This window comes from Actinomadura sp. J1-007 (assembly GCF_009793335.1).
Lineage (GTDB): Bacteria > Actinomycetota > Actinomycetes > Streptosporangiales > Streptosporangiaceae > Spirillospora > Spirillospora yumaensis.
In genome coordinates this window covers 749016-761439 of record NZ_WING01000002.1, presented here as the reverse complement: position 1 = coordinate 761439, position 12424 = coordinate 749016, and the positions used below count along the sequence as shown (strand labels likewise).

Genomic DNA, 12424 nt, shown 5'->3' with positions numbered 1-12424 from the left:
CGGCATAGTGCGAGAAGAGGGGGCCGCCACGTGACCACCGCCAACCCGCTCCGCGATCCGCGCGACAAGCGCCTGCCACGGGTCGCCGGACCGTGCGTGCTGGTGCTGTTCGGCGTGACCGGGGACCTGTCGCGCAAGAAGCTGCTGCCGGCGATCTACGACCTGGCCAACCGGGGGCTGCTGCCCCGGGGTTCTCGCTGGTCGGCTTCGCCCGCCGCGAGTGGGACCACCAGGACTTCCGCCAGATCGCGTACGAGTCCGTCAAGGAGCACGCGCGCACCCCGTTCCGCGAGGACGTCTGGGAGCACCTCGCCGAGGGCATGCACTTCGTGCCCGGCGAGTTCGGCGACCCGGGCGCGTTCGACGCGCTCGCGATGGCGGTCAAGGAGCTGGACGAGAGCCGCGGCACCGGCGGCAACTACGCCTTCTACCTGTCGATCCCCCGAAGTTCTTCCCCCAGGTCGTGGAGCAGCTCCAGCGCAGCGGCCTCGCCGAGCGCGGCCACGGGGCATGGCGGCGGGTCGTCGTGGAGAAGCCGTTCGGGCACGACCTGGCGAGCGCGCAGGAGCTCAACGACACCGTGCACCGCGTCTTCCCCGAGGAGTCGATCTTCCGGATCGACCACTACCTCGGCAAGGAGACGGTGCAGAACATCCTGGCGCTGCGGTTCGCCAACACGATGTTCGAGCCGATCTGGAACCGGTCGTACGTCGACCACGTGCAGATCACGATGGCCGAGGACATCGGCATCGGCGGGCGCGCGGGCTACTACGACGGGATCGGCGCCGCCCGCGACGTGATCCAGAACCACCTGCTCCAGCTCCTCGCGCTGACCGCGATGGAGGAGCCCACCTCGTTCAGCGCCGAGGCCGTCCGCGCCGAGAAGGCCAAGATCCTGTCCTCGGTGCGGGTGCCGGGCGACCTCGCCACCTCCACCGCGCGCGGGCAGTACGCGGCGGGCTGGCAGGGCGGCGTGAACGTCCGCGGCTACCTGGACGAGGAGGGCATCCCGAAGGACTCCCACACCGAGACCTACGCGGCCGTCAAGCTCGACATCGACAACCGCCGCTGGGCCGGGGTGCCGTTCTACCTGCGCACCGGCAAGCGCCTCAGCCGCCGCGTGACCGAGGTCGCGATGGTGTTCCAGCAGGCGCCGCACCTGCCGTTCTCGCACACCGACACCGAGGAGCTCGGGCAGAACGCCCTGGTGATGCGGGTGCAGCCGGACGAGGGCATCACGGTGCGGTTCGGGTCGAAGGTGCCGGGCACCTCGATGGAGATCCGCGACGTCAACATGGACTTCGCCTACGGCGAGTCGTTCACCGAGGCGTCCCCCGAGGCGTACGAGCGGCTGCTGCTCGACGTGCTGATCGGCGACCCCCCGCTGTTCCCCCGGCAGGAGGAGGTCGAGCTGTCCTGGAAGATCCTCGACCCGATCGAGGAGTACTGGGCCGCGCAGGGCGCGCTCGACCAGTACAAGTCCGGCGGCTACGGGCCCGACAGCGCCGACGAGCTGATGGCGCGCGACGGCCGTACTTGGAGGCGACTCTAGCGATGAACATCGATCTCACCGACACCACCACCCGGCGCATCCAGGACGCGCTGACGCAGGCCCGGCACCTGATGGGCGGGCCGGCGATCGGCATGGTGCTGACGCTGATCATCGTGACGGACGAGTCGGCGCAGTACGACGCGGTCCGGGCGGCCACCGAGGCGGCCCGCGAGCACCCCTGCCGCGTCCTGACCGTCATCTCCCGCGACGCGCGCGGCAACTCCTCCCGGCTGGACGCCGAGATCCGGATGGGCGAGACCGGCCCCGGCGAGACCGTGCTGCTGCGCATGTACGGGCCGCTCGCCGAGCACGCCGACTCGGTGGTGGTCCCCCTGCTGATGCCCGACACGCCCGTGGTGACGTGGTGGCCGGGCGGCAAGGTCCCGAAGGTGCCGTCGGCCGACCCGCTCGGCCGGCTCGCGCAGCGCCGCGTGACCGACTCGTACGCGGCCCGCGACCGGCTCGGCACGCTCGCGCAGCTCGCCAATGGCTACCAGCCGGGCGACACCGACTTCACGTGGACCCGGCTGACGTCGTGGCGGTCGCTGCTCGCGGCGGCGCTCGACCAGGACCACGACGAGATCGTCTCCGGCGAGGTGGCGGCCGAGCCCGACAGCCCGAGCGCGGAGCTGCTGGCCGCGTGGCTGTCGGTGCGGCTCGGCGTGCCGGTCGGCCGCGCCGTGTCGGACGGTCCGGGGATCACCGGGGTGCGGCTCGCGACCGAGTCCGGCGAGCTCGGCATCTCCCGCCCGGACGGGCGGGTCGCGACGCTGTCGCGGACCGGCCAGCCCGACCGGCAGGTGTCGCTGATGCGGCGGCACATGCCCGAGCTGCTCGCCGAGGAGCTGCGCCGCCTCGACCCCGACGAGGTCTACCAGGAGGCGGCGGTCCGCTTCGCCAAGGACCTGGCGGCCGGGTCGTCGCAGGGCGTCGCCGCCGACCCGGTGTCGGACTCGCCGAGCGCCGCGACCGCCGAGGGCGCCGCGCGCGGGACGTCGGCCGGGACGTCGGAGGGCAAGGCTTCCGCGAGCCGTACGGCCAAGCCGCGCGCGGCCCGCAAGAAGCCGGCGGAAGAGTCGTGACGCCGACGGTCCTGGTCCACCGCGACCAGGAGCTGCTGGCCAAGGCGGTCGCGGCGCGGCTGGTGACGCGGATCGTGGACGCGCAGGCGGCGCGCGGGTCGGCGTCGGTCGTGCTGACCGGCGGCGGCGTCGGCACCGCCGTGCTGGCCGCGCTCGCCGCGACCGGCGCGCGCGACGCGATCGACTGGCGCGCGCTGGACGTGTGGTGGGGCGACGAGCGGTTCCTGCCGACCGGCGACCCCGACCGCAACGAGACCGGCGCCCGCGACGCGCTGCTCTCGCACGTCGGCCTCGACCCGGCGCGGGTGCACCCGATGCCCGCGAGCGACGGCCCCGACGACGGCGACCCGGAGCTGGCCGCCGAACGGTACGCGGCCGAGCTGCGCGCCGCCGCCCGTCCCGAGGACCACGGGCCCGTCCCGTCGTTCGACGTGCTGATGCTCGGCGTCGGGCCGGACGCGCACGTGGCGTCGCTGTTCCCGGAGATGCCCGCGCTGTACGACGAGCGCCCGGTCGTCGCGGTGCGCGGCGCCCCGAAGCCGCCGCCGACGCGGCTGTCCCTGACGCTGCCCGCGATCAGGGCGGCGCACGAGGTGTGGGTGCTGGCGGCGGGCTCGTCGAAGGCCAAGGCCGTACGGCTCGGCCTGTCGGGCGCGGGCCCCGTCCAGGTCCCGGTCGCGGGCGCGCGCGGGCGGCGCGCCACGCTGTACCTGCTCGACCGCGCCGCGGCGGCGGAGCTGCCGCCCGGCATCGAGCGCATCGCCTCGCCCTAGGCACGCCGCTCCACCGGCCGGTCGCGGACCGTGCGCCCCTCCCCGGAGGGCCGCACGGTCCGTCCCGTTCCGGGCCTCCTCCGCGCGCCGCGTATCCGTCGTCCCGACCAGATCGGGGCGCGACGCCGCATACTCTGGCGAACGGGGGGAATCCCGTGTCGAGCGATGAGGAGTTCCAAGGTGCTCAAGGGTCGGGCCGGGCTCGCGGGAGTGGCGATCGTCTGCGCGGCGGCGGTCGCCGCCGGCTGCTCGTCGGGGGGCGACGGCGACGGCGGCAAGGACGGCGGCAAGGACGGCGGTCCCGCCGGGACGCTCGCGATCAGCCCGGCGCAGGGCGCCAGGCAGGTGTCGCCCGACCAGCCGGTGACGGTGAAGGCCGACAAGGCCAAGGTCACCGCGGTGACCGTCGCCGACGCCAAGGGCCGCTACAAGGCCGAGGGCGCCCTCGCGCCCGACGGGAAGTCGTGGCGGACGACGCGTCCGCTGCGCCCGGCGACGTCCTACACGGTCACCGCGCGCGGCACCGGCGACGGCGGCAAGCAGATCAACGCCACGGCGGCGTTCACGACGCTGACACCGCGCAAGAAGCTGGAGAGCGGGATGTCGCCGCTGGAGGGCGAGACGGTCGGCGTCGGGATGCCCGTCCAGCTCTTGCTGACCCAGCCGGTGCCGACCAAGGCCGGAAAGCAGGCGGTGGAGCGCGCCCTTGAGGTGCGCATGTCCAAGCCGGTCGAGGGCGCCTGGTACTGGATCAGCGACAAGGAGGTCGACTTCCGGCCCCGCGAGTACTGGCCGTCCGGCGAGAAGGTCAAGGTCGTCGCGAGGCTGGCGGGCCTGAAGGCGGGCGACGGCCTCTGGGGCATGAAGGACCGCACGCTCACGTTCACCGTGGGCCCGAGGCACATCACCACGATCAACGCCGAGACGCACCGGGCGAAGGTGACCAACGGCGGCAGCACCGAGCGGACCATGAAGGTCAGCCTCGGCAAGCCCGGCGACGACAGCTACACCGGCGTCATGATCGCGCAGGAGAAGGCCGCGAGCATGGTGATGGACTCCGCCACGACCGGCGACCCCGGCGCGTACCGGATCCCGACCAAGTGGAACGTCCGCATGACCTACAGCGGCACGTTCGTCCACTCCGCGCCGTGGTCGACCGGCTCGCAGGGCAACTCCAACGTCAGCCACGGCTGCGTGAACGCCGCCCCCGACGACGCCAAGTGGTTCTTCGACTTCACCAACCGGGGCGACATCATCGAGGTCACGGGCACGACCCGCAAGCTCCAGTTCGGCAACGGCCCGACCCCCTGGGCCAAGTCCTGGACCGAGTGGCTCAAGGGCAGCGCCCTCGGCGCCCCGGTCACGGGCACAGCGCTTAATTGAAGCCCCGGCCCAGGACGCTCGCCTGGCGGCTCGCGTCCTGACCGCTGCTTTGCGAGTGCTGCATCGCTTCGCGATCTGTCCGGGGGAGGCTCGCCTTCGGCCTCGCCTCCCCCGGACAGTCAACGCACTCGCGCGATGGCTTGGGGCGTTGGAGGAGCCCCTTAGCCGTCCCGAGTCGTGCGGGGCGCGGTGAGGGCGGCGGTGGTGGCGGCGGCCAGGTCGTCCAGGTAGTCGGCGGGCAGGGTGGTGCGGGCCACGGCGAGGCGCCAGTAGAGCGGGCCCGTGATCAGGTCGAGGGCCAGGTCGGCGTCGGCGCCCGCGGGCAGCTCGCCGCGGGCCGCCGCGTTGCCGAGCACCTCGGTGACCACGCTCTGCTGGGTGTCGCGGAGCGCCGCCTCCAGGGTGCGGGCGATGTCGGGGTTGCGGGCCGCCTCGGCGAGCAGGTCGGGGACGATCTGGGTGGCCAGCGGGTCGCGCAGCGCGCGGGCGATCTTGCCCAGCAGGTCGCGGACGTCCCCGCGCAGCGTGCCGGTGTCGGGGATCGCCACGTCCTGGACGGCGACGGCCGACACCACGTCGATGACCAGCCGCAGCTTGGACGGCCACCGCCGGTAGACGGCGGTCTTGCCGACGCCGGCCCGGCGGGCGACGGCCTCGATCGACATCCGCCCGTAGCCGTGCGCCGCGAGCTCCTCCAGGACGGCGAGCCGGATGGCCTCGGTGATGTCCTCCCGGAGCACGGCGGCTCCGGCGGGGGCACGCCGGGAGGCCCGGGGATCGGCTGGCATGGCCTCACCCTACCGGCACGGCGGTACGCGCCCGCCACGACGAAACGGTTGCGTTCCGACGTGGCCCTGCCCTACCGTCGAACGGGACGACGGGACGGTAGCGTTCTGTCGTGAAATGCCGGGAAGGATACCGACGTGAGCGGACGACAGCGGGCCGGCGCCGCGACGCGGGCCCCGGACACGGAGGTGGGACCCGCCGAGCTGGCCGCGCGGTACGGGCTGACGGTGAGCGGGTCCCGGCCCGGCCCGGCCGTCTACGGGCGGCGGCTGTGGTCGCGCCGCCACTTCATCGCCGCGTTCGCCACCGCCCGGCTGAACGCCATGCACACCGGCGCGCGGCTCGGCGGGCTCTGGCAGGTCATCACGCCGCTGCTGAACGCGGCGGTCTACTACCTGGTCTTCGGGCTGCTGCTCGGCACCCGGCACGGGACGCACGGCTTCGTGCCGTTCCTGTGCACGGGGGTGTTCGTCTTCGGGTTCACGCAGAGCGCCGTGCTGGCGGGGACGCGGGCGGTGCAGGGCAACCTCGCCCTGATCCGGGCGCTGCACTTCCCGAGGGCGTGCCTGCCGCTGGCCTCCACGCTGCTCCAGCTCCAGCAGCTGCTGTTCTCGATGGCCGTGCTGATGGTGATCGTCGTGGCGTCCGGGGAGCCGGTCACGGCCCGCTGGCTGCTGGTCGTCCCGGTGCTGGCGGCGCAGTCGGCGTTCAACGCGGGCCTCGCCATGGCCGTGGCGCGGATCGGCGCGCGGGAGACCGACGCCGCGCAGCTCATGCCGTTCGCGATGCGGACCTGGATGTACGCCTCCGGCGTGTTCTACGACCTGCGGGGGCTCACCGAGCACGCCCCGGGCTGGGCCGCCGCGCTGCTGAACGCCAATCCGGCACTGCTGTTCATCGACCTGATGCGGTACGCCCTGATGGACTCGGTGCCCCGGTCCGGCCTGCCCGCGCACGCGTGGCCGCTGGTCCTCGCGTGGACCGCCGCGGTGGGCGCGGGCGGCTACCTCTTCTTCTGGCAGGCCGAGAAGGAGTACGGACGTGGCTGAGACGCGCGTTCCCACCGTCATCGCCGACGGGCTGCACATCGTCTACCGGGTGCACGGCTCGGCGGCGGGACGCGGCCCGGCCCCGTCGGCGCTCGGCCGCCTGCTGCGGCGCCGCCGGTCCCCCGCCGTCCGCGAGGTGCACGCGGTCAAGGGCGTGAGCTTCACCGCCTACCGGGGCGAGGCGATCGGCCTGATCGGCAGCAACGGCTCGGGCAAGTCCACGCTGCTGCGCGCCGTCGCGGGCCTGCTGCCGCCGCACGAGGGCCGCGTCTACACCGACGGGCAGCCGGCGCTCCTCGGCGTCAACGCGGCGCTGATGAACGACCTCACGGGCGAGCGCAACGTCGTCCTCGGCTGCCTCGCCATGGGGATGCGCCCGCGGGAGGTCCGGGAGTGCGCGGACGACATCGTCGACTTCTCCGGCATCGACGAGCGCGGCGACTTCAGCTCGCTGCCGATGCGGACGTACTCGTCGGGGATGGCGGCGCGGCTGCGGTTCGCGATCGCCGCCGCCAAGACCCACGACGTGCTGATGATCGACGAGGCGCTGGCGACGGGCGACGCGGGGTTCCGGCGGCGCAGCCAGGAGCGGGTGCGGGAGCTGCGCGAGCAGGCGGGCACGGTGTTCCTCGTCAGCCACAGCCTGGGCACGATCCGCGAGACCTGCGAGCGGACGATCTGGCTGGAGGCGGGCGTGATCCGCATGGACGGGCCGACGGACGAGGTGGCCGGCGCCTACGAGGAGTTCGCCCGGGGGCGGTGACGGCCGCGCGGGGCCCGTCCGTGGACCAAAGTCGATGCGGGCGCGACCTTGGCGAGGTCTCCCCGTACCGCGGGCTGGGTAGCGTTGGCCTGGTGAGACTCCGGCCGGCGATGCGCGAGAGGGCGTCCGACGCGGCGGTCACGGCCGTCGCGGTGGTGCTCGGCCTGCTCATGCTCCGCTCGGCGCAGGTGGACCCGATGCCGGGCCAGCACGTCCACCTGCCCTCGGACCTGGCGGTGGGGGGCGCGGCCTGCCTGGTCCTGCTGCTGTTCCGGCGCCGGTGGCCGGTCCAGGTCGCCCTGCTGCTGTCGGTGGGCGACCTGCTGGCGTCCTCGGCGATGGGCGCGACGGCGATGGGCCTGTTCACGCTGGCGTCGCACCGCCCGTGGCGGGTGGCGCTGGCCGTCGCCGGGCTGAACGCCGTCCGGGTGCTCGTCACGTTCCGGCTGGCGGGCACGGACCGGGAGTACGTCGAGAGCGTCACCGTGGTGCTGCTGGTCTACGCGGTGATCGTCGCGATCGGGATGCTGGTGCGCTCGCGCCGCCAGCTCGTCGAGTCGCTCACCGAGCGGGCCCGGCAGGCGGAGGAGGGCCAGCGGCTGCGCGTGGAGGAGGCGCGGCTGCTCGAACGCGAGCGGCTGGCCCGCGAGATGCACGACGTCCTCGCCCACCGGATCTCGCTGCTCGCCGTCCACGCGGGGGCCCTGGAGTTCCGCGCCGACGCGCCGGACGAGCAGCGCCGCGCCGCCGGGGTCATCCGCCGCAGCGCGTACGAGGCGATGGAGGACCTGCGGGAGGTGATCGGCGTGCTGCGCGAGGCCGCGCCGGGCGCGCAGCCGGAGCGCCCGCAGCCGACGCTGACGGACCTGCCCGCGCTGGTCGAGGAGTCGCGCCGCGCGGGCGCGCACGTGACGCTGGACGAACGGGTCGCCGACCCGGAGAAGGTCCCGGCCCGCGTGGGGCGGCACGCCTACCGGATCGTCCAGGAGGGGCTGACCAACGCCCGCAAGCACGCCCCGGGCGCCCGCGTGCGCGTGACGGTCGAGGCGGTCGGGCCGTTCCTGGCCATCGAGATCGACAACCCGCTGCCGCCGGGCCCGCGCCCGCCGGCCCTGCCCGGCGCGGGCGCGGGGCTGGTCGGGCTGGCCGAGCGCGTCGGCATGATCGGCGGCACGCTGGACCACGGCCTCAGCCCGGAGGGCCGCTTCCGCCTGGCCGCCCGCCTCCCCCTCCCGGACGCGTGACCGGCCGCGCCCCGTCCGCCGCCGAGGCGAGGGCGGACGTGTCGTAGCGGCGCAGCGCGGCCGTCCACCCGGCGGCGATCAGCGCGCCGGCGGCGAGGCCCGCCCCGAGGAACACCGGGCGCGGGTCGTCCCCGCAGGCGCCGGTGAGCGCCCCGGCCGCCGCCGCGCCGACCGGCGTCGCCGCGAGGAACAGCGCCCGCACCGCCGTCGTGGCGCGGCCCATGAGCTCGCGGGGGATCCACGCCTGCCGGGTGGCGCGGTTGACGACGCTCGCGACGGTCACCGCCCACACCTGAACGGCGTTCGCCGCGAGCAGCGCCCACCAGGCGGTGGCGAGCCCCATGGCCAGCAGGGACGCGGCGGCGACGCCGATGGCGGCCGACAGGGCCCGCAGGGGGCCGAGGCGGGCCGCCAGGGCGGGCGCGGCGAGCGCGCCGCCGAGCCCGCCGAGGCCGCCCGCCGCGACGGCGGCGCCGACCGCCGCCGGGGACAGGCCGAGGGTGACGCGGGCGAGGAAGACGATCAGCGTGTCCACGGCGAGGCACAGGTTGACCATCGTCTGGAGGGCGGTCAGCACGAGCAGCGGCCGGAACGCCAGCACGAACCGGACGCCCTCCCCGAACGCGCGCACCGGCCCGTCCGCCCGCGCCGGACGGGCCGCCGGGCGGCGGCGCGCCACGGCCGCGAGGGACGCCAGCGACACGGCGTACGTGGCGGCGTTGAGCAGCAGCGCCGGTTCCGGGCCGACGGCGGCGGCGAGGACGCCGACCAGCGCGGGACCGGCGACCTGGGACGCCTGCGCGGCGGCCTCCAGGGCGGAGTTGGCGCGCAGCAGGCCGGGCCCGGGGAACAGGTCCTTGACGGCGACGGCGAGGGCGGCGTCGAAGAAGACCGTGGCCGCCCCCGACAGGAACGCCAGGGCGAGGACGAGCCACAGCCGGGCGCCGCCGCACCAGGCGAGCACCGGCAGCGCGACGAAGACCGCCGTCCGGACGGCGTCGGACGCGATCAGGGTCGTCCAGGGGCTGAGCCGGTCGGCGACCGGGCCCGCCGGGACGCCCGCGAGGAGGTACCCGATCCCGCGCGGCGCGGCGGCCAGCCCGGCGGCGAGCGGGTCGTGCGTCAGCCGCAGGACGAGCAGCGGGACGGCCAGCAGCGCGAGGCCGTCGCCGAGCGCCGACACCGCCTGCCCGGCCAGGAACACGCGGGCGGGCAGGCGCGCGGGAGGGGACCGCGCCGCGCGGAGGGGCATGGGCGGGGCGTACCCGCCGCCCGCTCAGGCGAAGCGGGCCAGGAACGGCTCCAGGGCGTCGGCGAGGCGTTCGGGCTGCTCGGCGGGGACGTAGTGCGTCGCGTCCTCGACGGTCGCCACGGAGCAGTCGGGCAGGACGCGGGCGACCGCGTCGAGGGACGCGTCCGTGACGTCCGACAGCGAACCCTTGACCAGCAGCGCCGGGCGGGCAGCGGCCAGCAGCTCGGGCTCGTAGGAGTGCGCCGTCCAGTCCTCGCGGCAGGCGAGGACGTGCTCGCGGCGGAACACCGGCACGAGTCCGTCGCTCTCGTCCCGGACGAACGAGGGGGCGAGGTAGGCGCCGACCCGTTCGCCGAAGTAGCCGAAGAACGCGTCCCACGACGGGAACGGCAGCGGCCAGCCCTCCACCCACGCGCGCGTGCGCGCCTGGTCGGGCGTGCGGGTGGTGTCGGGGTGCATGTCGACGGCGGCGAACGCGCGGACCAGGTCGGGGCGGCGGTGCGCGAGCATCCAGGACGTGATGGCGCCCATCGAGTGCCCGGCGACGACGGCGGGGCCGAGGCCGAGCCGTTCGATCAGGGCGGCGGCGTCGGCGGCGAACGCGGCCCGGTCGTACGGGCCGTCCGGCTTGCCGCTCGCGCCGTGCCCGCGCTGGTCGGGGAGCACGACGCGGAACCGGTCCGCGAACCGTTCGGCGATCGGCCGCCACGACGAGCCGCGCGTGTAGAGGCCGTGCAGGATCAGCAGGCCCGGCGCGTCGGGGCGGCCGAGCTCCTCGTAGGCCAGCTCGACGCCGCCGTGGCCGGGCGCCGCGCCCTTGCGTGCGCGCATCAGTGGCATCCGTCCAGGACCCGCGGGGCCCAGTCGCGGGCCAGCACGTCCACCAGCCCGAGGTCGGTGATCTTCACGGTCGGCGAGACCGCCAGCGTCAGGGTGGACACGCTCATGAACGGGTTGCGGTGCCGCCAGCCCCACGCGGCGAGCTCCTCGCGCACGAGGCGGGAGGCGTCCGCCACGGCCGCGGCCGGCTCGGCCGACATCACGCCGCCGACGCCGAGCGGCAGCCGCGCGGTGACCGTCCCGCCGCGCGCGACCGCCACTCCCCCGTCGCCCGCGAGGACGGCCTCGGCGGCGGCCCGCATCGACGCGCGGGTGGTGCCGAGCGTGACCAGGTTGTGGCTGTCGTGCGCGTACGTCGTGGTGACCGCGCCGTCCGCGAGGTCCATCCCCGTCACGGGCACGCAGGCGGTGTGGTCGCGGCCGTGCCGGTTGCGGACCCAGCACAGCGCGGCGCGCCCCTCCCACGCGACGACGCCGCCGCGCACGTCGAGCTCGATCTCGGCGGGCTCGGTGTAGGTGTCGACCGGGTTGACGCGCAGCGCCCGGAAGCGGTGCGGCCCGTCCGGCAGGTCCACCCGCCACGCGTACTCGCCGTCCGGCAGCCCGTCCACGTGCACGGACCCGCTGAACGGCCGGCCCTCCGGGCGGGGCTCGGGGTAGGCGGCGCGGCCGCCCTCCGCGACGACGCGCCCGCCCGCGAGGACGGTGTGGACGGCGAAGTCCTCCAGCGGCCCGTCCAGCAGGACGAGGTCGGCGCGCTTGCCCGGCGCGACGACGCCCCGGTCCGGGAGCCGCAGCCGCTGCGCCGGGGTCCAGGTGAGGGCGCGCAGGACGTCGAGCGCGGGCAGCCCGGCGGCGACGGCCGTGCGGGCGATGTGGTCCAGGTGGCCCCGCGCGGCGATGTGGTCGGCGGCGAGGTCGTCGGTGACCAGGCAGAACGGCGGGAGCATCGGCAGCGCGAGCAGCGCGGCGGCGACCTCGGGCTCCAGGCACTTCTCCTGGAGCATGACCGTCATGCCGAGCCGGGCCTTCTCGACGGCGACCTCGGGGGTGTTCTTGGTGTGGTCGGAGTCGATCCCGGTCGCCATGTACCGGCTCAGCTCCTCGCCGGACAGCCCGGGGCAGTGCCCGTCGAGGATCACGCCCCGGTCGCGGGCCGCGCCGATGATCGAGTGCATCCGCGGGTCGCCGGACACGACCGCGCGGTAGTCCATCACCTCGGCGAGGGCGCGGACGCCGTCCCAGCCGAGCAGTTCGTCCACGTCGGCGGCGTCCAGGTGGGCGCCGGAGTGCTCGAACCCGGCGAGCGCGGGCACGCAGGACGGCACGCCCCACAGCTGCGTCTGCGGCGTCGCCCGGCCCGCGCCGACCATCCAGCGCATCGCCTCGCGGCCCGCGACGTTGACGATCTCGTGCGGGTCGGCGAGGACGGTGGTGGTGCCGCGCGGCAGCGTCAGCCAGGCGAACGCGGCGGGCGTGAGGAACGAGCTCTCGACGTGCATGTGCGCGTCGAGGAAGCCGGGGACGACCAGCCTCCCGGCCGCGTCCAGCTCCTCGCGCGCCGCGCCGGGCGCGGACGGCGGGACGACGCCGGTGATCGTCTCGCCGGTGACGAGGACGTCGGCCTCGAAGGTCTCGCCGGTGAAGACCGAGACGACCCGGCCCCCGCGGATGCGGATGTCGTGCACCTGATCCCCCGA

10 protein-coding genes and 1 pseudogene are annotated in these 12424 nt (G+C 75.2%); 7 read left to right on the top strand and 4 right to left on the bottom strand.

The genetic code is table 11. The features are described from left to right. The first annotated feature begins 30 nt into the window (after positions 1–30). The 4 genes and pseudogenes from zwf (at position 31) to GEV43_RS37445 (ending at position 4790) form a co-directional block, all read left to right on the top strand. Positions 31–1552: pseudogene (zwf, locus tag GEV43_RS37460) on the top strand (glucose-6-phosphate dehydrogenase). A 2-nt stretch (positions 1553–1554) separates the two neighbouring features. Next, positions 1555–2634, top strand: coding sequence for a glucose-6-phosphate dehydrogenase assembly protein OpcA (locus GEV43_RS37455; protein ID WP_160825456.1), 1080 nt, complete (start codon positions 1555–1557; stop codon positions 2632–2634). Further along, positions 2631–3407, top strand: a complete 777-nt coding sequence (gene pgl, locus GEV43_RS37450; RefSeq protein WP_309240135.1) for a 6-phosphogluconolactonase — start codon at positions 2631–2633, stop codon at positions 3405–3407. Before GEV43_RS37455 ends, pgl begins: the two co-directional genes overlap by 4 nt. Before the next feature lie 180 nt (positions 3408–3587). Next, positions 3588–4790: an Ig-like domain-containing protein gene (locus GEV43_RS37445; protein ID WP_309240134.1), complete on the top strand. Its 1203-nt coding sequence runs from the start codon at positions 3588–3590 to the stop codon at positions 4788–4790. A gap of 161 nt (positions 4791–4951) precedes the next feature. Here GEV43_RS37445 and GEV43_RS37440 read toward each other — a convergent pair whose 3' ends face one another. Then, positions 4952–5578 (bottom strand): TetR/AcrR family transcriptional regulator, encoded by a 627-nt coding sequence (locus GEV43_RS37440; RefSeq protein WP_160825454.1) that lies wholly within the window; start codon positions 5576–5578, stop codon positions 4952–4954. Between the two features lie 135 nt (positions 5579–5713). On the opposite strand from GEV43_RS37440, the gene GEV43_RS37435 reads away from it, so the two are divergent. The 3 genes from GEV43_RS37435 (at position 5714) to GEV43_RS37425 (ending at position 8632) form a co-directional block, all read left to right on the top strand. After that, positions 5714–6625 carry an ABC transporter permease gene (locus GEV43_RS37435; RefSeq protein ID WP_160825453.1) on the top strand — a complete coding sequence of 304 codons (912 nt, stop codon included), beginning with the start codon at positions 5714–5716 and terminating at the stop codon, positions 6623–6625. After that, entirely contained in the window at positions 6618–7388 is a 771-nt protein-coding gene (locus tag GEV43_RS37430) for an ABC transporter ATP-binding protein (RefSeq protein ID WP_160825452.1), read from the top strand. The genes GEV43_RS37435 and GEV43_RS37430 overlap by 8 nt, the downstream gene beginning before the upstream one ends. A 92-nt stretch (positions 7389–7480) precedes the next feature. After that, a complete protein-coding gene (locus GEV43_RS37425; RefSeq protein WP_309240133.1) occupies positions 7481–8632 on the top strand; it encodes a histidine kinase in 1152 nt (383 codons plus the stop codon). Here the strand turns inward: GEV43_RS37425 and GEV43_RS37420 are convergent. From GEV43_RS37420 to GEV43_RS37410, 3 genes are read right to left on the bottom strand one after another with little or no spacing between them, the layout of a single operon-like run. After that, the gene (locus GEV43_RS37420; protein ID WP_160825451.1) at positions 8577–9884 is read right to left on the bottom strand and encodes an MFS transporter; all 1308 of its coding nucleotides are present in this window, start codon (positions 9882–9884) and stop codon (positions 8577–8579) included. The two genes, GEV43_RS37425 and GEV43_RS37420, sit on opposite strands and share 56 nt — an antisense overlap. Before the next feature lie 24 nt (positions 9885–9908). Beyond that, positions 9909–10715, bottom strand: coding sequence for an alpha/beta fold hydrolase (locus tag GEV43_RS37415; RefSeq protein WP_160825450.1), 807 nt, complete (start codon positions 10713–10715; stop codon positions 9909–9911). Then, positions 10715–12412: an adenine deaminase C-terminal domain-containing protein gene (locus GEV43_RS37410; RefSeq protein ID WP_160825449.1), complete on the bottom strand. Its 1698-nt coding sequence runs from the start codon at positions 12410–12412 to the stop codon at positions 10715–10717. Before GEV43_RS37410 ends, GEV43_RS37415 begins: the two co-directional genes overlap by 1 nt. Positions 12413–12424 lie beyond the last annotated feature (12 nt).

Bases quoted from the DNA above. Each gene is read 5' to 3' on its own strand.
- GEV43_RS37455 (WP_160825456.1), top strand. From the start codon at position 1,555: ATGAACATCGATCTCACCGACACCACCACCCGGCGCATCCAGGACGCG.
- GEV43_RS37440 (WP_160825454.1), bottom strand. From the start codon at position 5,578: ATGCCAGCCGATCCCCGGGCCTCCCGGCGTGCCCCCGCCGGAGCCGCC.
- GEV43_RS37420 (WP_160825451.1), bottom strand. From the start codon at position 9,884: ATGCCCCTCCGCGCGGCGCGGTCCCCTCCCGCGCGCCTGCCCGCCCGC.
- GEV43_RS37415 (WP_160825450.1), bottom strand. From the start codon at position 10,715: ATGCGCGCACGCAAGGGCGCGGCGCCCGGCCACGGCGGCGTCGAGCTG.